Raw genomic sequence first — 22,729 nt, 5'->3', positions numbered from 1 at the left:
ATGAGTGACCAGCAAGACCCGCAACAATTGAGAGACGAGGCGCTGGCCGCCTGTCACATTGATACCTTGGCCGTGAGAGCTGGTCAAGTACGTGGACCAGAGGGCGAGCACAGCGAACCTATCTTCACCACCTCTTCTTACGTCTTTGATAGCGCGGCCTCAGCCGCCGCGCGATTCAGTGGTGAGGAAGAGGGCAATGTCTATTCCCGTTATACCAACCCAACAGTGCGGACGTTTGAAGACCGTATTGCTGCGATGGAGGGGGCTGAGGCCGCGGTCGCCACCTCTTCGGGTATGGCAGCGATACTCAGTACGGTGATGTCACTGCTGAAGTCGGGTGATCATATTGTGTGTTCACGCAGTGTGTTTGGTACCACAACAGTGCTATTTACCAAATACATGGAAAAATTTGGCGTCAACATCAGTTTTGTCTCGTTGACTGACATCGAGCAGTGGCAGCAAGCTGTGACCGATAAAACGGCAATGTTTTTCATGGAAACGCCATCTAACCCGTTGTGTGAGTTAGCGGATATTCAGCAGCTTGCTGCACTGGCGCATAGTCACAAGGCTCTGCTAGTGGTTGACAATTGTTTTTGTACGCCAGTATTACAGCAGCCCTTGGCGCTGGGTGCCGATATTGTTGTGCATTCAGCCACCAAATATCTAGACGGTCAGGGTCGATGTGTTGGCGGCGTAGTCGTAGGTAATCAAACGCATATGGCAGAGGTATTGGGTTTTATACGCACCTGTGGGCCAACCATGAGTGCGTTTAATGCCTGGGTGTTTATGAAAGGCCTGGAAACACTCAACCTACGCATGAAGGCGCATTGTGATAATGCTCTGGCAATGGCTCAGTGGTTACAGCAGCAGCCTCAGATCGATAAGGTTCACTACGCAGGCTTATCGGATCATCCGCAACATCAGCTGGCCTGTCAGCAGATGTCAGGCTTTGGTGGTGTGTTGTCGTTCGAGGTCAAGGGTGGCAAGGAACAGGCTTGGCAATTTATCGATGCTACGCGTATTGTTTCGTTGACCGCCAATCTCGGTGATGCCAAGACCACTATTGTTCATCCTGCAACGACGACACACGGCAGACTGACGGTTGAATTACGTCAAACTGCGGGTATTAAGGATAACCTGATCCGTTTAGCGGTAGGCCTTGAGCACATCGATGATTTAATTGCCGATATGCAACGCGGCCTCGATGCGCTGTAATTTTTGTCTAGCATCTTAATAATAAAGGCGATCTATTGATCGCCTTTATTATTTTTAGGCCGATAAAAACTGTTATATTGATCTACAGTGACCTTTATAAAAGTGAGTGCTGGTATGAGTACAGTCGTTGATCAGTTAGCAGATCAAATTAGCAAAGTATTGCTGGGTAAGAGAGAGCAAATAAAAACCGCGTTATGCTGTATTTTTGCTGGCGGTCATCTGTTGTTGGAAGACTTACCCGGTATGGGCAAGACGACCTTGTCGCACGCCTTGGCCGATGTGTTGTCGCTGAAATATAACCGGGTACAATTTACCAGTGACTTGCTGCCCAGTGATATTATTGGCGTGTCAATTTTTGCTCGAGAGAAGCAGAGTTTTGTGTTCAAACCCGGGCCTATTTTCACCCAGCTGTTATTGGCTGACGAAATCAATCGGGCAACGCCTAAAACCCAGAGCGCACTTTTGGAGGCTATGGCCGAGGGGCAGGTGAGTAGTGATGGCCGTAGCCGTCGGCTGCCCGAGCCATTTATCGTGATCGCGACGCAAAATCCGACCTCTCAATCTGGTACCTTTGCTTTGCCTGAGTCTCAGTTAGACCGGTTCTTGATGTGCATGCAAATGGGATACCCTGCTAAAGAGGCCGAAATCAGTATGTACAAAAATGCTGCTAGCCGCTCAGTCAAGCAGAGCCTAAAAGCCATCATTAATACCGAGCAGTTATTGGCTATTCAGCAAGCGGTTGATGCGGTAACGGCTTCCGAGCCGTTATTAGAATACTTGCATCGACTGGTATTGTTTAGCCGAGAAGATAAGCGAATCGGAGTGGGTCTATCACCACGAGCAGCGTTAGGGTTATTGCAATGCGCGAAGTCTTGGGCATATATCAACGCAAGAGGCTATGTCACCCCTGAAGATATACAGCAGGTGTTCGTTGCTGTCGCCGGTCACCGACTAATAGGCAGTGTTGATATGAATACAACGGGCACTGCCTTGGCGGAACATGTGCTCAATAGCGTCAGTGTCTTTTAAGGTAATGAATATTTATCAGCGATGGTTTCAGCGCTGGGTACAGCGCCGTATTCCAGCCAGTACCAGTGTTGAGTTGAATCAAAAGCAATTGTTTATCTTTGTCAGTGGCCTCGGCGGCATTTATATTGTTGTTGTTTTCTGCCTGTACCTAATGGCAAATAATTTCGTCAACAATTCAGTCTTTATTTTATTCTTTTGGTTACTGGCTATTATTCATGTGACTATATTTCATACCTACCGCAATCTGTCGGGGCTGCGTATAACTCTGCACGCTATTGAAGGGAACTTCAGTGGCGATTTAGTCGAGATTGAATTAATGGTAATAGGGCGGCCTGGCACTAAACACAGTGATCTTAAAATACAATGGCCAGGTCAGCCATTAACACGTTTTGATGTTGAGCCTGATGTTGATGCCAGGGTTAAAATCAATCTACCTGCGGGCCATCGTGGTGTGTTAAATCCTGGGCGTTTCAAAATTTTTAGTCACTTCCCATTGTCTGTTTTTCAGTGTTGGAGTTGGTTAGACCTAGAAATTAAAATTCCCGTCTATCCTCGCCCTAACGCTGTTGACACATTACCGTTCAGTGGTCAGTCCGATGAAGGTTATAACCATAAGACTCAGGGGCAGGAAGAATTAGTCAACTTGCGTAGCTATCGTCAAGGGGATTCTCTTAAGCATGTGTTGTGGAAAACGTTGGCCAAGCAGCAGCCGTTACAGTCGATAGAATTTGATGAGCCCGAGGGGCGACCATTATGGCTGGACTATGACGAGCTAATAGACGAGGGAACTGAAAAGAACTTAGCCACACTGAGTTATGCCATTCTGCAGTTGTCTCTGACCACCAATAATTATGGATTAAGGCTTCCCGGCGTAGAAATTCAACCGAACAGTGGAGAGCAGCACAAGCAGCAGTTGTTGACGGCATTGGCGTTGTTTCGAGGCCGGGAATATGGTCTTGAATAGGGTCAGCCCCTTCAACTCGGTTCAGCGTAAGAGTATTTTTATGCTGTTATGCTGCCACGTGTTTTTGCTGATAGCCTTTTATCAGCAGCAACCCTTAATGGTCTATGGCGTGGCAGCGGTGGCAGTGTTTTGGCGATATTTTGTCGCCATTGGGCGATGGTTTTTACCCGGTTTTTGGTTGCGTCTAGTTTTTGTTGTTCTCGCAATAGCGGCTGTTATTAATGCTAATTTCCGCTGGGGCAGCCTCGATCAGTTTATTATGCTGTTGCTGTTTGCCCTGAGCTTTAAACTATTAGAAACTAAGCATCGACGTGATGCCCATGTCTATATTTTTATTTCCTTTTTGGTTATCGCTTCGCGCTTGCTGTATGACCAGCACTTTTTAACGGTACTCTATTGCCTGCTGACTTTATGGCTATTACTCACGACCTTGGTCACGTTAAACGTCAATAATCAGCAGGTTTCGTTGACACTGTTCAGTGCCAAGAAGTCAGCGGCCATTGCTCTGCAGGCGCTGCCCGTGATGATGGTTTTTTATCTTATTATCCCTAGGATCCCTCCACTTTGGTCGATTCCGAATCTGTCGTCACAGCAAACATCAGGCTTGGGCGATACGATAGATAGCGCCACCATGTCATTGCTGGGTCAAAGCAGCGATGTGGCCTTTAGAATTGATTTTAGTGTCCAGGTACCAAAGCGATCCGACCGCTACTGGCGGGGAATGGTGCTAGAGGACTTTGATGGTCGTCGCTGGACGATTAATAAAAACTTGCATCGAGTACTACCAAAAGGGGGAGTAACAAAGACGACGACAGAAAAGAGTTTGTATCGCGTCACTATAGAGCCAACATTTCAGCCGTATATTTATGCTCAGCGGGGTAGCTTTTCATCGACAGCAACGATTAAGCAAAGCTCTGCCAAGCTGCTGTTTCGTGACAGTGATATCAGCCAGCGGTTTGCCTATGATGTGACTCCCCCAGGTGTAGAGGCCGATGCAGCGAAAGAGTTTTCAGATATTTTGTTGGCTAATCGGCAGTTACCATCCAACAACCCGAGAACCATCGATTATGGTCGTCAACTAGCCGAGCGTTATGCGGGTCAAACAGGCAATATTGTCCAACATATTGTCGATAAATTTAACCGGGAAGATTATTACTACACTCTTCAGGCGCCAGAGGTAAATACAGATCATAGCGTTGATCGTTTTCTGTTCGATAGTCGCCAGGGCTATTGTTCTCATTATGCCGGGGCATTTGTCTTGTTGATGCGAGCTGCTGGAGTGCCGGCACGCGTTGTTGGCGGCTACCAGGGTGGTGAATTGAACAGCGATGGCACCCTGGTAGTTCGGCAGTACGACGCCCATGCCTGGGCAGAGATCTGGCAGCAAGACCGGGGCTGGGTAAGAGTAGACCCGACGGCAGCAATTGCACCGGAGCGGGTTTCACAAGGGGCGATGGAGATGCTGCGTCAGCGTAATGAATTCCTTGCCGGCGGTCTGAGTGAGGTGATTGGTTTGGCTAATAGTAATTGGTTCAGGCAGCTAGACAGACAATATGATGCGTTCAACCACCGGTGGAATACATGGATATTGAATTTTGATGGCCAGCAACAAGTACGAATTCTGGAGAAACTACTGGGTGAGATAAATCCATTACGTATCGTACTGTTTATTCTCTTTGCTATTGTTTTAGCAACGTTGCTGGCATTGTTACCCGCCATACTGCGCTATCGTCCAGCCGGTAAAACGCAGCGTGCTCAATCTCATTTTGACCGTTTGCTGAGATTGATGAGCTGGCTGGGTCAACCCATATTACCGGCGGAGGGAGAATATGATTACTGCTGCCGAATGGCGCTTGAATTCCCGTCGTTAAGGCTACATTTTATATCTTTTGCTGACTCTTACCAGCGTTGCATATATGGTCAGCAAGATTCTGAATTAGTGGTGGTAAATACACAGCTAAAACAGCTTCGCTACGCTATGGTTAAATTGACCCTAAAGAGGTTTTGGCAGCGTATCGTACCCGCAAAATAGAGCCGCGTAATCATTCACTGGAGTTGTTATGTCAGTACAGGCTTTTGATGTTGTAATCTTCGGTGGTGGTGGTGATTTAGCCTCACGAAAACTTTTACCGGCCTTATATCGCTGTGAGTCAACACTGGCACCTAAAACCCGGATCATACTGACGGTTCATCGAGAGCAAAGTGCCCGTGAATTTTTGGCAGGTTCAATCAGTAAGATGACAGCATTTTTATCTGACCACGAGTGTGATGCCGCGACGTTGAAACGTTTTCGTCAGCGTTTACACATGCTGGTTATCGATGTTGATGGTGAGCGCGGCTGGGGTGAACTTACCGAACGTCTATCCCCGCACACTAAAATTACTCTGTATTATTTTGCCCTGTCTGCGAGTTTGTATGGTCAAGCCAGTCAGCGTTTATCCGAACATGGTCTGATCTCTGATCAATGTCGGGTGGTTATTGAAAAACCCATTGGTCACAGTGAGCTCAGCGCAGAGGAAATTAATGCGCGTATCAGTCAATACTTCACCGAGCAGCAGACCTATCGGATCGATCATTATCTGGGCAAGGAAACCGTACAGAATTTGATTGCCCTCCGCTTTGGCAATGCTTTACTAGAGCGTCAGTGGGATGGCAGCAGTATTGACCATGTTCAAATTAGCCTTTGCGAAACAGTCGGGGTCGAGGGCAGGTTTGGTTATTATAATCATACCGGTGCGTTGCGTGATATGGTGCAAAATCACTTGCTGCAACTGCTTTGTTTTGTTGCCATGGAGCCGCCATCTCGCTTGGATGAACAGTCGATTAGACAGGAAAAAATTAAGGTGCTTCGGTCTCTGCGTCGTATAACCACGGAGAAAATTGACCGAGCAACCATCAGGGCGCAATACCAAGCCTCGGCAAAGCAACCAGGTTATTGTCAACAGCTTGGCGAGCAAAGTAATACAGAAACCTATGTGGCGATCAAAGCGCATATTGATAATTGGCGTTGGTCGAAGGTGCCTTTCTATTTACGCACAGGGAAATGTTTGGCAAATGCTTATGCTGAGATTGTGATTCAGTTTCGGCCTGTCAGGTACAATGTATTTTCTCCCTCAGCAGGCCCGTTAGAAGCCAATAGTTTGGTTATTCGTCTGCAGCCAGAAGAAAGTATTAAGATGAGTTTGATGGTCAAAGAGCTTCATTCTTCTCGTAACAAGTTAAAACCCGTTAGCTTGGATTTAAATCTAGCCACAGAATTTACAGGTAAGCTATCCGATGGCTATAAAACGCTGTTGTTGAATGTGGTTGAGGGTGATAAATCGCTGTTTATACATCGCGATGAGATCGTCGCTGCCTGGCAGTGGGTTGATCCAATCATTGATTGCTGGCGAAGAAACAACAGCCCACTCTATAGTTATGTTAGTCATAGTGAGGGGCCAGCGGCGGCAGACGCACTATTAGAAAGAGGCGGTCGGCAGTGGTTTCCGTATCGCTAGTAACAGCTGTTTATGTATACAGCACTCTGGCGCATCAATCTAAGTAGTTGTGCCGGTAACGTTTGACGATAAAGCCGTGTTATACTGCCCGGCATTCCTGCATATTCTTGCGTAAATTGATAGTTACTTCGTACAGTTAGGGTTGTAAACATGGCCGCAGACAATTTGATTCCCGTTCAAAATATAGAGAGCGGAAAAAAGTTCGTCAATAACAAGGGTGTTAGCGCGATCAAAAATGGTGTCAAAGCCACTAATCGAGTAAAAAAAGAGCGCTTAGAGAAACCAAAGTGGTTGCGCATCAAAGCCAAGGGTGGCAAGGGCTTTGACAAGGTTAAGGGTATTGTTCATGACCATAAGCTGGCCACGGTTTGCGAAGAGGCAATGTGCCCCAATATCAGTGAGTGCTGGAGTTCGGGCACTGCCACAATTATGTTGATGGGCGAAACCTGTACCCGCGCCTGTAAATTTTGCTCGGTTAATACTGGTAACCCCCAGGGTAAACTCGACCCCGATGAGGCCCAGCATACTTCTGATTCGGTGCGTTTAATGAACTTAAAATACCTGGTGTTAACCTCGGTAAACCGCGATGACGTCAAAGATGGTGGCGCAGCCCACTACGCTGCCGTGGTCAAAAAGGTTAAGCAGGACAACCCCGAGACCGCCGTTGAGGCATTGACACCTGATTTTCAAGGGGTGCTATCCGATGTTGAAGTCGTGGTTGACAGTGGTATCGAGGTATTTGCCCAGAATGTTGAAACGGTTAAACGTTTGACCCACCCTGTGCGTGATCCGCGAGCCAGCTATCAGCAAACACTGGACGTGTTGGCCCATGCCAAGCAACACAGGGCGTCGGTGTTGACCAAGACCAGCCTGATGTTAGGTTTGGGCGAGAGTGAACAAGAAATTATCGAGACAATGGATGATTTGCGTGCGAATAACGTCGACATTTTGACCCTGGGACAATATCTGCAACCGACAGAAAATCATTTACCGGTCGAGCGCTATGTTCACCCTGAGGAATTTGAGAAATACCGTCAATGGGGGCTTGAAAAAGGCTTTTTGGAGGTGGTCTCGGGCACATTTGTCCGCTCGAGCTATCGGGCAGAGCAGGTGTTGTTGAAGAACAATGTTGGCCTGGGTACGCCGGCTTAAGGCTGCTTTGCCGATATAAAAACGCTGCCATTGCAGCGTTTTTTTTCGTCTAAAAAAACATCAGCAGCGCTTATAGCAAGTTGTGAGGTGGTCATCGACCAGGCCGGCTGCCTGCATAAAGGCGTAGCAAATAGTGGTGCCGATAAAGCTAAAGCCACGTTTCTTTAAATCTTTTGCCATGGCGTCGCTGGCGGCAGTATTGGCGGGGACATCAGCCATAGTCTCGTACTGATTTACCTGTGTTTGGCCGCCAACAAATTGCCAAATATAACGGTCGAAGCTGCCAAATTCCTGTTGCACGGTTATAAACGCTAGCGCGTTTTTTCGGATGCTGAACAGCTTGAGCCGGTTTCTGATCAATCCAGGGTCGGACAATTGTTGCTCGATGTATTCGTCGCTCATATTCGCTACTTTTTCGACCTCAAAATTATGGAAACACTGACGATAGCGCTCTCTTTTCTTCAGCACAGTAATCCAGCTTAAACCCGCTTGCTGACCCTCAAGGCAGATAAACTCGAATAGCAACCGTTCATCGTGGACGGCGATGCCCCACTCATGATCATGATAGGCCTGGTACAGTGGATCCGTTCCGGCCCAGTCACAGCGAATAACCTGCTTCATTATCTTTCCTTTCATTAGATCAACGACTTATTGAGATTTCTTACTATACTGCATAGATAAAAAACGTGGTATGACAACCATTGGCAAAACCGAGGCTTCAAGCATGGATCTATTAACGCTCAGTATCATCTTTATTGTAACAATTGTTTTTATTGTGATATCAACCACACGGTGGCATTTACACCCGTTTCTTGCGCTTATTTTTGCCGCTTATGGTGTCGGTATTGCGACCGGTGTGCCGCTGTTAAAACTGGGCGAAACCATCCGTGTTGGTTTTGGTAATATCTTAGGCTATATCGGCCTTGTCATCCTTTTTGGTACGCTGATTGGCACCATACTGGAGAAGAGCCATGCCGCTATCAGTATGGCCAATTTTATTCAGCGCCGACTCGGTGAGCGTCATCCGGCCCTGGCCATGACGTTAATCGGTTATATCGTATCGATTCCAGTGTTCTGCGATTCGGCCTTTGTTATTTTGTCATCATTGAGAAAGTCTTTAATCAGTAAAACAGGCGCCTCAGCGGTTGCGGTGACGATAGCATTGAGTACCGGGCTGTATGCCTCCCATACCTTTGTACCGCCAACACCTGGTCCCATCGCTGCTGCGGCCAACCTAGGTATCAGCGATAACCTCGGCATGGTGATTGTCGTCGGTTTGCTGGTATCGCTGTGTGCTGCCTTAGCCGGTTATAGCTGGTCGCGCTATATTGGTGATCGCTATAAAACCGATGAAGACCTTCAGCTGTCGGTAACCGATTATGAAGAACCCGCCAATCTGCCTTCGACAGGCAAGGCCTTTGCCCCAATCTTCGTGCCAATTTTGTTGATTGCATTGGGCTCGGTTGCCAACTTCCCCAGTCATCCGTTTGGACAAGAAGGCTTGTTTACCCTGTTTGCCTTTCTCGGTAAGCCAATTAACGCCCTTATCATTGGTTTCTTCCTCGCTATGCGCCTGATGCCTGCCTTGAATAAAGAAACCCTAAACGACTGGATGAGTGATGGTCTACAGAGCGCCGGCCTGATTATTATGATTACCGGTGCTGGCGGTGCCTTTGGCCAAGTCCTTAAGGCAACGCCGATGGCTGAATTGATTGGCGGTAGCTTGGACGGTATGAACATCAGCCTATTGCTGCCATTTATCTTGGCCGCGGCGCTGAAAACGGCACAGGGTTCATCAACGGTGGCCATGGTGACAACCTCAGCGATTATCGCGCCGCTACTAGGCGACTTAGGACTGGCCAGTGATATGGGCGCTGTATTGGCGGTCATGGCCGTTGGCGCCGGTGCCATGACAATATCCCATGCCAACGACAGTTATTTCTGGGTGGTTACGCAGTTCAGTGGTATGGATGTGGCGACAGCCTATCGTACCCATACTGTGGCTACCTTGATACAGGGCTTTGTTGCCTTGGCGGTAATCTTGATACTATCGCTGTTCTTATTGTAGTGATCTTGTTGTGGCAAAAATACGAGGAGTCAGTGGGTGAGAATTTTAGTGGCACCAGATTCATTCAAGGGTAGTTTAGAGGCTGTCGATTTTTGCCGAATTAGTCAGCAGGTGATCGCTCAGCAACTGCCAAATGCAGAGGTGATTTGTCGCCCCATGGCTGATGGTGGTGAGGGCACGGTGGCAGCTATTATTGAAGGGGCAGGTGGCCGTTACCATCAGTGTACTGTTAAAGGGCCACTAGGCTGCCCGGTCGATGCTGTCTGGGGTCAGCTCAACAATGGAGTGGCGGTGATTGAAATGGCTGCCGCTGCAGGTATCACCCTGGTCGAAAAAACGTCACTAAATCCTCTTAAGGCCTCTACTTGGGGGGTGGGTGAGTTGATTGTTGATGCGCTGGATAAGGGCTGTCGACAATTTATTATTGGCTTGGGTGGGAGTGCCACTAATGATGGTGGCGCAGGTGCATTACAAGCCTTGGGTTGTCGCCTACTCGATGCGGATAATAAGGTGTTAATACGCGGTGGTGAAGCATTGAGCCAACTAGTAACCATCGACCTTAAAGGCCTGGATCAACGGCTGTCTGATTGTGAGTTTACTATTGCCTGTGATGTTGCCAACCCCTTATTGGGCGGCGATGGGGCGACGGCTGTTTTTGGACCGCAGAAGGGCGCCGATGCCCACGACTTAATTATTCTCGAACAAGCTTTAACTCAGTTCAGTTCGCTGTTATCACAGTATGGCAAGGATGTGGTGAATACACCGGGTGCCGGTGCCGCCGGCGGCATGGCCGCAGGCATGTTGGCGCTGTTACCAGCGAAGTTGCAGCCAGGCTTTGATATTATTAGAGAGCATTTACACCTAGATGACGTGTTTAAGCAAGGGCTTGATTTAGTGATTACTGGTGAGGGTGCCTTCGACAGCCAAAGCTTTGCCGGCAAGCTTCCCATTGCCTTGGCGAATCTTGCCAAGCAGCACCAAGTACCCGTGGTAGTGGTCACCGGTTGTAGAGGCGATGGCTACCGTGAAGGCAGAGAGTATGGCGTTACCACGGTGTTGCCGTTATGTAACAAGCCTATGTCGTTAGATCAGGCGATGTCCAACAGTGAGGTGTTATTGCAAGAGGTCATCGAGGAACTTTGCCAGATACTTAAAATTGCCACATTAAAGGCTTGTTAGAAAACGATATTATCGGCTGACTCCACCTTTATTAGGGTGTTTATCATATTAATATCTTGTTATTCTCCATCGCCTAAGGCAATTGATTGCCGGATATTCTAAAAAAAGTTTTATGGAGAGAACAATGAATAAGCAGTTTATTCCTGCGCTGGCCCTTTTGGTTGCGTGTGGTTCCGCGCAAGCAGATTTTAATCTACAGGTTGATGGTTATTTTGGGGGTGTTGAAATCGATACTGATTACACCGACATCGAAACTGAAAACACTGGTATTTCTGCGATTTATTATCTAGACAGTGTGTCAATTGACGGCAAGCCTATTCGTGAGGCCGCTTTCATGGGGCGTCAGTCTAAGATTGGCATTGGCTATATGCAGGACGAGATTACCAAGCCCTCTTATGCCGACTTCAAAAGTGAATTATATGGCGTTGCTGCAGATATCCGCATTGGTGAAAGTCCTTTCAGAGTAGGCGGTGGTTACGGTCGCCATACCAATGGAGATTATGACGGTGATGTCTTCGACTTAACCTTCGGTTGGCATGTGGCTGAACTGGGTTTGCTATCTTTCACCTACAGCAATGAAAGCGGTGACTATGGCCGTGTCGATGTCGACCAAGATCTATTCAGTGTTGGCTATAAGCAAATTATTAAACTGAATAATAGTCATCTGTCTGTCGGTGGGGGTGCATCTGTAGGCAGCGTAGAAGAAGGCCTAGACGATGACGATTTATCACAGGTCAATGGCTTTGTTAAATGGTATGTCACCGAGAAGTTTGGCTTCGGTGGTCAGCTGATTGTCGACAGTGTTGATGGCCGTTATGAGGATATAACGACGGTACAGTTTGTCGCTAATGCCAGCTATGATTTTAATGAGTTGATCGGCGTCAGTGTTGAGCTGGGTCGTGGTGATATTAACTACGATGAAACGGGCTACGAGGAGATTGAAGAAGATCTGTTCAGCTATAAGCTTGCTGCTCAGGTGCGTTTTTAATGGATAGGCTGTGATTGTCTTTGAAAGCCAGCATTAAGCTGGCTTTTTTGTCACAGCTATTTAAGTAACGTCTATAAATCCCATCAACCCCGTCTTCATATGCTCGATCACATGGCAGTGAAACATCCATTGACCCGGGTTGTCGGCGACGAAGGCAATTTGCGCGCGCTCGTTCTTGGCCAGTAGGATGGTATCAGTATGGTAGGGCGTAATGTCACGTTTGGTCGATTTTAGCACCGTAAAAGTATGGCCGTGTAAGTGGATGGGGTGATGATGAGGGGTGGTATTGGTCAGCGTGATCAAGTAGGTCTTACCCAGCTCAAGCCTTGCTAACGGCTCCGGCAAGTTATTTGCCGACATGCCTTTCCAAGCGCGTTTATTAATGGTCCAAAACTGGTGTTTAACACTGCCATCTTTTTTGGTCGGTGACAACGCTCCGGCCCACTCGAAGACAAAGCTGAGTTTTTCTGCCTGTTCAATATCAACGCTGGCAATAGGGTTTACCGGCAACACGGGAATGTCACGGTGTATTTTCTTGGACGTTGAGGCAACGGTTTTGAAACGAAAGATCTCAAAATGGAGTTTACCTTTCTTGTCGTAAACAATGACCTCTTTACCAACCTCCTCAGGTGCGATAAAGCCAAGATCTAATCGCATGCCAACCCCTGTTTTTCTGTCGACGAGTGGGTAGGGCGTGGCGACTGCATTGCCATCTTCGGCGATTACGGTCGCATTAAACCCTTTCATGCTGAGGTTGTAAGTACGGGTATTATCCATATTGGCAAATCGCGCTCGTACACGGCCCCCTGCAGGGATCTCGAATATCGGTTTAATTTTCCCCTCAACCGTTTTAACATTTCCCAAGGTGCCACCTCTGGCGGCATAGCGGGGAATCGACAGCGGTAAAAAACTACCGTCATCCTCAAGCCGCCAATCCTTTAAGCCGATAACCACATCGTGGTCGAACTCCGGCTTTTCTGCCTCATCAACAATGAGTACGCCAACCAGGCCCTTGCCCAGTTGTTTGACGCTGTTCATATGGGGGTGGTACCAGAAGGTGCCTGCATCGGGGGGAGTGAATTGATAGGTGAAGGTTTCACCGGGCATAATTGGCGGCTGACTGAGAAACGGCACTCCATCCATGGCTATCGGTATTCGCAAGCCATGCCAATGAATAGTGGTGGGCTCCTTGAGTTTATTGGTAAAGCGAATGGTCAGCGGTTGCCCCTGTTTGGCACGGATGACCGGCGCCGGAAATTGTTGATTGAACGTCCATGCCGGTGTCTGTGTATTGGGTAGTATGCTGATTGCAGATTCTTCGGCAATCAGATCATAGTGATAATCCGGGCCAGAGCCCATGGCCACAGATATAGCGGGCAATGAGGTCAGCGTTGTAGCGATAGCCGTGGTCTGGATAAATTGTCGGCGGGTTAACAAGGTTTTGTCCCCTTATCGTGTTCAGTAATTAGCTGCTGAGGTGATTGTCCCAGCGCAGTGATGCGTGATGCTGTAATCGTTTAATGCTGGCGCTCTGGTCGGCATCCAGTGTCAACAATAGTAATTGGCCACTGCCGTTGCTCAGTATAAAGCCAGCGAGTGAGGTTGACCACGTGATGCCGGCGCAGTCTTTGATGCGATGCTTGCTCAACAAAACATTGTTGCTGAGGTCCCATAATTCGATGCTGTTGGCCCTTGGCGAAGTGGTAACGGCGATACCATTAGGGCTTGTTGCAACACTGGCAATGTATTGATTAAAGCCCAGCCATTGCTGTTGCGGTAGTTGCATAGGGTGTAATTGTTGTTCGCGACAGTGATACAACAGCGGTATGTTATCGGATGGCTCACCTTGATATTGGCCAGCAATAATCACATCACCGTTGCTGGCAATGGCCAGATGTCGCAGGCTGAGTTGTGGCTCCGGACAGAGTAGCCGCTTAGTCACACGACGGCTCGTCGTGTCAATGAAGACTAAGGCGCTGTGTAGGGTATCGAGGTTGAGTTTCTGCCTCGGCTTACTGGGGTGAGTTAGGATGCCGCCGATGGCAACGGCGAGGGTCTTGTTGTCCGGCAAAAGGACGAGCTGATGCGGGCCGATACCCTGGCAATCGATTTCACCAATACGACGATACCCTGAGGTCACATCGTAGATGCCAATAACACCTGTGCTGGAGTCGCTGGCCTGTGTAAAGGCGTTCTCGGTGCAGTATAGGGTGTTTTGATCGGCTGAAAAGCAGCCATGGCCGAAGAAATGACGGTTTTCACTGCTTGTTACTTCATCTTTGATTTTGTTGTTAGCGTCGTAGATTGTCAGCTCTAGTCCGGGTCTACGGCTGAAAAACACCCAGTGATTATATTTTTTATTAATCGCACAGGCGTGACCACGGTGGGGGAGTGGGGCCTTGAGCAATTGTCGTTGCGGTGTAAATGCCGTTAGAAAATGATTGTTATCGCCATCGCTGGCGGCACTTAAGATGACGTCGGAATAATCGACAGGCAACGAATGCCTGCCGGTACTGACTGATGAAAAAGACAGTGGGCTTAGGCCGATTGCGCCGGTGCTGGCCAGCGCTTTAAGCACATTACGCCGTGTGAGATTAATCGCCATCGTTGGCGTTAAACCCCAGTGTTAGTCCGAGGCTGGTGACCACGTCATGTTTAATCAGTCGTAATAAGCTTTGATTCTGCTTATACAGCGTTTCTACCTGAGATTTACTGGCTTCATGTGTGACGGCGGTAAACAGTGGTTGGTCGATATCGTTGAGAGCCTGTTTAGTGGCCTTCAGCTTTTGTTGCAGAGCGGGGATCAAGGTTTTGGCCTGGGTATTGTCAGCCATCAGTTGAAATAAGCCTGCATTTTGATCGGTTAAAAAACGTTCTACAGCGGATAAATTGGCCGCAATCAGCAGCAGGGATTGCTGGCTACGCCAGGCCTCTGCCAAATACGGCCTGGGGATAGACTTTTTATTATTATATCCAAGCGGGCCACCGAGTTTATTTTTCTGTATGACTTCCAAGCTACTGACAATCGATTGAATAAGACTGGCGATCGACTCATTCTGGCTGGCAAACTCAAGATTGTCGCTGTTAGGGTTGATAAATACTGCACCGTACCCCTGAGTTGAGCTTCCCCATTGTTGTTGTAGAAACTCAGCCACGTTGAAACTGTGTTGACTGATGGCTGTCAGCATTTGGCAGCGCCGTTGGGCGTTGCGGCTGTTATCGTCAAAGCTGGATAATATTGTTTGCTGTTCGACTAATTGCTGCTGGTCAAAAAGCAGGTATTCTGCGGCGGATAAGCCTTGAATAACAACGCTGCTCTGTTCAATTTTGTCGACATTGATTGTGTCTTCAGATCGTAATAATTTGACAGTTTTTTGTTTTATTAAGTTTTTCTTATCCGGCCAGAACTGCATTTTCCAGGCCTGATTGTCATCGGTGATCGGACCAAAGTTGATGCTTTGTACCTGTTGCCAAGCCTTCATCGTTGCCAACCACTGCAGTTGCACCTGTTGTAAATGTTGTTGGTTAGGCTGCTGGCAAAATTGCGTGCTTTGATTGATGAAATGCTGGCTTTGTAGACTTAATTGCTGATGCAGAGGCAGAATAAAACTGTCCAGTTGTTGTTCAAGAAACAACTGCTTTTGGTCTGCCGGTTGTTCGCAGGCTGCCAAAAAGGTAATTACGCCGGTTAAAAGAGTCTTTTTAATCGTATTCATAGTCTGTTCTTTTACAAAGATTGAAGAAACGCTATCAGTGCGCCGCGGTCTTTTTCGTTCATGTTTAATACCTGCTGTTGTGCGTATTCTGCTTCTCCGCCGTGCCATATTATAGCCTCTAGCAAGGTACGCGCTCGGCCATCATGTAGAAAGCTGGTATTGGGGTTAACTGTTTTAGCCAGGCCTATACCCCATAATGGCGGGGTTCGCCACTCGTTGCCGGTGGCAATAAACTCAGAGCGATTGTCGGCCAGGCCATCGCCTAAATCATGCAATAATAAATCACTGTAAGGGTGGATGGTTTGATGGCTTAGCCAACTAAACTCAGCATCGCCTGTGGTCAGCGTTTCTACATGGCAGCTATGGCACTGCGCCTTTTTAAACAGTGCTTTACCGCTTATTACTTGTGGGGCTGAGGCATTTCTTTGGCTGGGCACGGCCAGATTGTGGGTGTAGAAGGTGACGGCATCGAGTAGCTTGTCAGCCAGTTCATAGCCCTGCTTATTGGCAGAGCCATTACCATTGGGGGTGTTGAGACAGGCTTTCTGTATGGCGGTACAATTTTCATTGCTAAAAAGGGAGGAGGTGATACCAACATCGCCATTAAACGCCGCGGCGTTCTGTTGTCTGAGGCTGGGTTGTCCCGCCTTCCAGCCAAAGCGGCCGATGACTGTCTTTTGATGTTCAACATCCCAAACTTTATTTGGTCTACCGTTGACGCCGTTATTCCACTGAACCTGGCTTAAATCGAGCAGTGTTTTATCATCAATGGCTGCCAGTAATCCCAGGCCGATCATTGCCGGGGTCATGCGCAGCGAGGTTTCTAATTGAGGGTGAAACGCACCATAGTTAAGCTGTTCAAATTGCAACACCGGCTTTCGTAACTCGATGCTACTACCATCAGCAAAGCTGACCGAGTGGTATTGATAGCTAATATTGAGCTGGGCCTCTGGTTTAACGCCGGGGGCGGAAAAATCTTGTAATTGGCCGCCATAGTTAGGCTCGTTAATATTGCCGCCGGTGATTAATATTGCCTCGTTACCCTGAGGCTTGATACTGAGTCTGACCAGCATCGATACTGAATGAGTGCTTCCTGGCAAGGGGAGGTTGCCCCTGCCATCTTTGATATGGCAATTTTGGCAGCCATTGGTATTAAACAGAGGCCCCAAACCGTCTCTTGCCGTGGTAGTTGCTGGAGCGAATACCCAGGGGTTTTTAAAAAAACTATTACCGACACTAAAATCCAGTCTTGAGGCCATAGGCATATTAGCTGCCGGCATCGAATAGGCATTTTTTCCGCTGGCTTTGATGGTGGTGGCGCCACCAAGTTTAACGCTATCGTTAGGCAGTGCCGATCTGCTGTAGCCGCTGGTAATGAGCAGCGTAACCAACAGTATTGCAGAGGTGAAGTTGGACATGATTATGAATACCACATTAAAAAATAACCCAGCACAGGCGTCACCCTGACTGGCTTATTATCATACTGCTATCAACTTGAAATTAAAATTGATGATCTGCAGTGTCAGGGTTTAGATTGGTAATTCCAGCGGCTATTGCAGCCTCTTCTATCAATGCGGTTTCAGCCACAAGTGCCGAGATTACATCGGTAATGATTTTATGACCAACCGAGTTACCTTCGGCAATCATTTGGTCAAATTTCTGTCCACCTTTTCGTTCGGCGCTATCCACCAACAACTGCAGCTTTTGTTGACTAAGCTCTAATGCTGCGGTGAGTTGTTTGTCTGCCTTGCTATCTTTCTTGGCAACAACATCCGATAGGCTGGCACCTGTGATGACCGAGCCATCAATGCGAGTATATTCACCGAGATAAACGTTTTGAATACCCTTGGCATTGTAATAATGTGAGAAATGAGTGTTGTCGCTAAAGCAGTCGTGCTCATCCTCAGGCGAGTTCGCCTCCAGTGCAACTTTGATGCGCTCACCTGCCAGTTCGCCCAGTGCCAGGCTGCCCATACCGAAGAACATCTTAGTCATGCCTTCGGAGTTGTCCTGTTGTAGGAAGCTGGCGGCATAGTTATTCTGGTCGTTTGGTGCCCATTGTGCCGTCATATCTTGTAGGTCGTTAATGAGTAGTGCAACAGTGGCTTTCAAGTATTCAGCGCGACGATTACAGTTGCCGTTGGTGCAATCGTTGCCTGTGGCATAGTCAGTGTATGGGCGTTCGCCAGCACCAGCATTAGAGCCATGTAAATCCTGTCCCCACAATAAAAATTCGATCGCGTGGTAGCCAGTAGCGACGTTTGCCTCTGAGCCACCAAGTTCATTCAAACTGGCCAGTAAGTCCGGGGTAATAGTGCTCATATCAATGACTTCGCCACCGATTTCAAGGGTCACATTACCGATGATGTTGGCCTGTGCGCCAACATTACCCATTTCATATTCGTATTGTGTAGAGGTGTAGTCAATCAAGCCCTCATCGAGTGGCCAGGCATTAAGTTGTCCTTCCCAGTCATCAACATTACTGTTGCCAAAACGGAATACTTCGCTCTGCTGGTAGGGCACACGCGATGCCTTCCATGCTACTTTTGCTGCGTTCAGTGTCTTTTCGCTGGGGCTGGCGATAAGTGCATCGATAGAGGTTTCAAGTGCCTGGGCTGTGAGTAATGAATCTTCAAATACTGCGTGGGCAATCGTGGTGTAATTAACCAATACAGCATTTTCTTTTGCGCTGGCAGTATGAGTAACCGTCGTGGCAAGAATGGCCGCAGCCATGAGTGTTTTTTTCATTGTGATAACACCTTAACAAAGGCGGGGGCCTGTTTAGCCCCCGGTGGATTAGAATTCAACAGCGACCAACACTGCTACATTATTGAGCGACTCACCGGTGCCGCCATCATTTTTGTTGTAATCTTTGTCCTGCCAGAATTCAACACCTACGTTGAGGTTATCTAGCACATCATAATTACCACCAATAGAAAGGCGCTCTTCAGGCAGTAGTTCAGTTGCGTCTTCTGTCACTTGATAAGCCGCTGCAAGGGTGAAATCACCAAAGGCGTAGGCAGCTTCAAGCTGAGCAGTGGTGAGGTCAGACTTTACACCAGCTTCTTCGATGGTGTCGGTAACAATATATTCACCGATTAGGTTGAAGTCACCTAACTGGGCGGTGGCGTGTAAGCTGATGGCATAGGTATCATCGACGGCAGATAGGTCTAAATCACGGAGGCTGTCAGAGGACAGAATATCGTTGATGTAATCGGCGCCGATGCTGAATGTATCGCTGGCATAACCGGCGGAAAAACCAGTGGCAGTGACTTCATTGTCTTGGCCATCACGTTCATTATTGTAAATATAAGCGCTGGCGCTGAAACCGTTGACGTCAACTCCAACGATGCTCGTTGTGGCCAGTGTTTCACCTATTTCTAAACCTAGGGTATCGTTAACTAAGTTGGTTTCATAGGAGCCAAACGGTAGGTAGTCCTGACCCAGTACCAATGAAAAAGGTGTTTTCTCTTCATTGCCAAAGGTGATCGTCACAACGTCGATATCAAGGCCATCGCCGTCCTCTTCATAAAGACCGATAATCGTAGCCGTTGTGTAGTCATTGACCACGGCTTCAAGACCAAGCTCTACAGTAGAAACAACCAGGTCATTTTCACTATCAATCTTGCCATTGTCATCAACGAATTCATTGGCGCTGGCTTCCATTTCGATCAATGCAGCGAATGCTAGTTGGTCTATCCAAGATACGTTAGATGTAGTCGCAGCTTTTTCAGCCTCTAACTGCGCTAACCGTTGTTTTATTTCTTTGAGTTCAGTGTCATCGGCAAAGGTAAAATTAGGGGCAATCGTAAGTGCAGCAATAGCGCTGGTTAACAGTGTTTTCTTCATCATAGCAATTCTTCTTTTCAAGGTAGGGTGTCAGCTCTGGGGTAACCCTAAGATTCTAATGACCTTTATCGCTAACCGTATTGTTATTGGTAAGCTAACTGAGAATCATTATCATTAAAGTCTTGTTCATAGTCAATATGTAATTACAGTAAAAATAATGACTATAGCCACCTGTTAGGGCTAACGATTCGGATTAGAGATATTAAGGCAAAAAAAACGGCGCTAAAAAGCGCCGTTTTTTATAAAAGATGTCTTATGCGTATTAAGAGCGAACTTCTTCGATTTGAACCGCAGAGATTTGCTTGCCTTTTTCAGCAGCATCGGTAAACGATGTCATCTGATCAAAGTTCAAGTAACGGTAAACTTCTTCACCCATGGTGTCGAGGCTTTGTGCGTACTCGAGGTACTCAGCCGGTGTTGGAAGCTTGCCAAGTATGGCGCCAACAGAAGCAAGCTCTGCAGAGGTCAAGTAGACGTTAGCACCATCACCGAGACGGTTAGGGAAGTTACGAGTAGACGTAGACAGCACCGTGCTACCAGCATTTACTCGTGCCTGGTTACCCATGCAAAGTGAGCAGCCTGGCATTTCAGTTCGAGCACCAACCTTACCGAAAGTGTTGTAATAGCCTTCTTCCATTAACTGGTTGGCATCCATCTTGGTAGGTGGGGCTAACCAAAGACGCGTGTCCAAACCGCCAGAGTGTGCTTCTAACAGCTTGCCGGCTGCGCGGAAGTGACCGATGTTGGTCATGCAAGAACCGATGAAGACTTCATCGATCTTAACGCCAGAACAATCACTAAGAAGGCGAGCATCATCAGGATCGTTAGGAGCACAAACAATCGGTTCCTTGATGTCAGCTAGGTCGATTTCGACGATGGAGTGATACTCAGCATCGGCGTCAGCTTTCATCAATTCTGGCTTGGCCAACCATTCTTCCATCTTCACAGCGCGACGCTCAAGCGTACGTGGATCACCGTAACCATCGGCAATCATGGCGCGAAGTAGCACAATGTTTGACGACAAGTATTCGCTAACGGCGGCTTCAGAAAGCTGGATAGAGCAGCCTGAGGCTGAGCGTTCGGCTGAGGCATCAGATAGCTCAAATGCCTGTTCAACACTGAGGTTGTTTAGGCCTTCGATTTCTAGTACGCGACCAGAGAATTCGTTGATCTTGCCTTTCTTTTCAACAGTCAACAAGCCCTGCTTGATGCCGTAGTAAGGAATGGCATGAACCAAGTCACGCAGTGTGATGCCAGGCTGCATTTCGCCTTTAAAGCGAACCAGGATAGATTCAGGCATGTCCAGCGGCATAACACCGGTGGCGGCAGCAAAGGCAACAAGACCAGAGCCGGCCGGGAATGAGATACCCATTGGGAAGCGAGTATGTGAGTCGCCACCAGTACCGACGGTATCAGGTAGCAGCATACGGTTTAACCAAGAGTGAATAACACCGTCGCCTGGGCGAAGTGAAACGCCACCACGGTTGCGGATGAAATCCGGTAACGTGTGCTGTGTATCGATATCAATTGGCTTAGGATAAGCAGCGGTGTGACAGAAGGACTGCATGGTTAAGTCGGCAGAGAAGCCGAGGCAGGCCAAGTCTTTCAATTCATCACGGGTCATTGGACCAGTGGTATCTTGAGAACCAACGGTGGTCATCTTGGGTTCGCAGTAAGTGCCAGGGCGGATACCTTCAACGCCACAGGCGCGGCCGACCATTTTCTGAGCCAGCGAGTAACCTTTACCGGTATCGGCGGGCTGAGTTGGCTGACGGAACAAGTCAGAACTACTAAGAGCTAGAGACTCACGGGCCTTGCTGGTTAAGCCACGGCCAATGATAAGGTTGATACGGCCGCCGGCTTGTACTTCGTCATATAGCACGTCTGACTTCATCTCGAATTCAGAAAGCACGGTGCCATCTTCGGCTAGAATCTTGCCATCATATGGGCGTATCTCGATAACATCGCCCATGTTGAGTTTTTCAACAGGGGCTTCGAAAACAAGTGCGCCGGCATCTTCCATGGTGTTGAAGAAGATAGGAGCAACCTTGCTACCGATACAAATACCGCCACCCTTCTTGTTTGGTACGCCAGGTAGATCCTCACCGGTGAACCAAAGAACAGAGTTAGTCGCAGATTTACGGCTTGAACCAGTACCTACAACATCGCCAACGAAGGCAATTTGGTGACCCTTTTTGTTAAGCTCTTCAAGCTGTTTGATTGGGCCAACAGTGCCAGGCTGATCAGGAGTCAGGCCATCACGTTCCATTTTGAACATGGCCAGGGCGTGCAGCGGGATGTCTGGACGTGACCAGGCATCGGGTGCCGGTGACAAGTCGTCGGTATTGGTTTCGCCGGTGACTTTGAACACAGTAACCTTGATAGACTCGGCAACTTTGTTACGACCGGTAAACCATTCTGCGTCGGCCCAAGATTGGACAACCTGCTTGGCGAAGTCGTTACCGGCTTTGGCTTTCTCTTCAACGTCATGGAAGGCGTCAAACATCAACAGGGTGTGCTTTAGTTCGTCGGCTGCTAGGGCGGCCAAGTCGCCGTCTAATAGCTCAACCAAGGTTTCGATGTTGTAACCGCCGTGCATATTGCCCAGCAGCTTGACAGCGTCTTCTTTGGTGATCAGCGGAGAAGTTGTTTCGTTTTTGACGATGGCAGATAGGAAGCCAGCTTTAACGTAAGCAGCCTCATCAACACCTGGTGGCACACGATCGGTAATTAATTCTAGTAGTGCTTGTTCCTCACCCGCAGGTGGGTTTTTAAGCAGCTCTACCAGACCGGCAACTTGCTCGGCATCAAGTGGCTTCGCGGGGATGCCTTGTTCGGCTCGTTCTGCCACATGGGCGCGGTATGCTTCTAACACGATTGGGACTCCTATCAGATCCTGACTCTATCTCAAAAGGCTGCTTTGGCCTTCGTTATATACGAGGTTTTGTTCTTTTGGAACAGGTGAAACGCGGCCGAAGTATATAGGATAATCGTCGGTAAGTTAAGTGGCAGAGTCGCTTGGGCGTTGGCAGATGTTGGTGTTTAACCCCGCCAGCTATTTGTTATTGTTAG

The 22,729-nt window shown here is 48.2% G+C and carries 17 protein-coding genes; 9 read left to right on the top strand and 8 right to left on the bottom strand.

Translation table 11 applies throughout. From position 1 onward, the window contains the following. The 6 genes from L9P87_RS02215 (at nt 1) to lipA (ending at nt 7,857) form a co-directional block, all read left to right on the top strand. Nucleotides 1-1,215, top strand: a complete 1,215-nt coding sequence (locus L9P87_RS02215; protein WP_237443037.1) for an O-succinylhomoserine sulfhydrylase — start codon at nt 1-3, stop codon at nt 1,213-1,215. A gap of 114 nt (nt 1,216-1,329) precedes the next feature. Next, nucleotides 1,330-2,244: an AAA family ATPase gene (locus L9P87_RS02210; protein WP_237443036.1), complete on the top strand. Its 915-nt coding sequence runs from the start codon at nt 1,330-1,332 to the stop codon at nt 2,242-2,244. 4 nt (nt 2,245-2,248) lie between these two features. Beyond that, complete coding sequence (locus L9P87_RS02205) at nt 2,249-3,208, top strand: DUF58 domain-containing protein (protein ID WP_237443035.1); 960 nt, start codon at nt 2,249-2,251, stop codon at nt 3,206-3,208. After that, entirely contained in the window at nt 3,195-5,240 is a 2,046-nt protein-coding gene (locus L9P87_RS02200) for a transglutaminase TgpA family protein (protein ID WP_237443034.1), read from the top strand. Before L9P87_RS02205 ends, L9P87_RS02200 begins: the two co-directional genes overlap by 14 nt. A gap of 28 nt (nt 5,241-5,268) precedes the next feature. Continuing rightward, nucleotides 5,269-6,705 (top strand): glucose-6-phosphate dehydrogenase, encoded by a 1,437-nt coding sequence (gene zwf / locus L9P87_RS02195; protein ID WP_237443033.1) that lies wholly within the window; start codon nt 5,269-5,271, stop codon nt 6,703-6,705. 150 nt (nt 6,706-6,855) lie between these two features. After that, nucleotides 6,856-7,857 carry a lipoyl synthase gene (gene lipA / locus L9P87_RS02190; protein ID WP_237443032.1) on the top strand — a complete coding sequence of 334 codons (1,002 nt, stop codon included), beginning with the start codon at nt 6,856-6,858 and terminating at the stop codon, nt 7,855-7,857. 60 nt (nt 7,858-7,917) lie between these two features. On the opposite strand, the gene L9P87_RS02185 is transcribed toward lipA, so the two are convergent. Then, nucleotides 7,918-8,478, bottom strand: a complete 561-nt coding sequence (locus L9P87_RS02185; RefSeq protein ID WP_237443031.1) for a DNA-3-methyladenine glycosylase I — start codon at nt 8,476-8,478, stop codon at nt 7,918-7,920. A 103-nt stretch (nt 8,479-8,581) separates the two neighbouring features. Here L9P87_RS02185 and L9P87_RS02180 point away from each other — a divergent pair, with 103 nt between their 5' ends. From L9P87_RS02180 to L9P87_RS02170, 3 genes are all read left to right on the top strand, one after another. Beyond that, nucleotides 8,582-9,925 (top strand): GntP family permease, encoded by a 1,344-nt coding sequence (locus tag L9P87_RS02180; protein WP_237443030.1) that lies wholly within the window; start codon nt 8,582-8,584, stop codon nt 9,923-9,925. Nucleotides 9,926-9,961: 36 nt separating this feature from the next. Further along, nucleotides 9,962-11,104 (top strand): glycerate kinase, encoded by a 1,143-nt coding sequence (locus L9P87_RS02175; RefSeq protein ID WP_237443029.1) that lies wholly within the window; start codon nt 9,962-9,964, stop codon nt 11,102-11,104. 124 nt (nt 11,105-11,228) lie between these two features. After that, the gene (locus tag L9P87_RS02170) at nt 11,229-12,092 is read left to right on the top strand and encodes a hypothetical protein (protein ID WP_237443028.1); all 864 of its coding nucleotides are present in this window, start codon (nt 11,229-11,231) and stop codon (nt 12,090-12,092) included. A gap of 60 nt (nt 12,093-12,152) precedes the next feature. On the opposite strand, the gene L9P87_RS02165 is transcribed toward L9P87_RS02170, so the two are convergent. From L9P87_RS02165 to acnB, 7 genes are all read right to left on the bottom strand, one after another. Continuing rightward, nucleotides 12,153-13,529 carry a multicopper oxidase family protein gene (locus L9P87_RS02165; RefSeq protein WP_237443027.1) on the bottom strand — a complete coding sequence of 459 codons (1,377 nt, stop codon included), beginning with the start codon at nt 13,527-13,529 and terminating at the stop codon, nt 12,153-12,155. A 28-nt stretch (nt 13,530-13,557) separates the two neighbouring features. Continuing rightward, nucleotides 13,558-14,697, bottom strand: coding sequence for a DUF1513 domain-containing protein (locus L9P87_RS02160; protein ID WP_237443026.1), 1,140 nt, complete (start codon nt 14,695-14,697; stop codon nt 13,558-13,560). Next, nucleotides 14,687-15,808, bottom strand: a complete 1,122-nt coding sequence (locus L9P87_RS02155; protein WP_237443025.1) for an imelysin family protein — start codon at nt 15,806-15,808, stop codon at nt 14,687-14,689. Before L9P87_RS02155 ends, L9P87_RS02160 begins: the two co-directional genes overlap by 11 nt. An 11-nt stretch (nt 15,809-15,819) precedes the next feature. Further along, on the bottom strand, nt 15,820-17,226 hold the full coding sequence (locus L9P87_RS02150; protein WP_237443024.1) for a di-heme oxidoreductase family protein: 1,407 nt from the start codon (nt 17,224-17,226) through the stop codon (nt 15,820-15,822). An 82-nt stretch (nt 17,227-17,308) separates the two neighbouring features. Further along, nucleotides 17,309-18,556: an imelysin family protein gene (locus tag L9P87_RS02145; RefSeq protein ID WP_237443023.1), complete on the bottom strand. Its 1,248-nt coding sequence runs from the start codon at nt 18,554-18,556 to the stop codon at nt 17,309-17,311. A 48-nt stretch (nt 18,557-18,604) separates the two neighbouring features. Beyond that, nucleotides 18,605-19,660, bottom strand: coding sequence for an LbtU family siderophore porin (locus tag L9P87_RS02140; RefSeq protein ID WP_237443022.1), 1,056 nt, complete (start codon nt 19,658-19,660; stop codon nt 18,605-18,607). Between the two features lie 259 nt (nt 19,661-19,919). Next, nucleotides 19,920-22,532 (bottom strand): bifunctional aconitate hydratase 2/2-methylisocitrate dehydratase, encoded by a 2,613-nt coding sequence (gene acnB, locus L9P87_RS02135; RefSeq protein WP_237443021.1) that lies wholly within the window; start codon nt 22,530-22,532, stop codon nt 19,920-19,922. Between the last annotated feature and the right edge of the window lie 197 nt (nt 22,533-22,729).

It is taken from the genome of Sinobacterium norvegicum, assembly GCF_923077115.1.
GTDB classification, from domain to species: Bacteria; Pseudomonadota; Gammaproteobacteria; order Pseudomonadales; family Sinobacteriaceae; genus Sinobacterium; species Sinobacterium norvegicum.
This window is presented reverse-complemented; position numbering and strand designations above follow the sequence as displayed.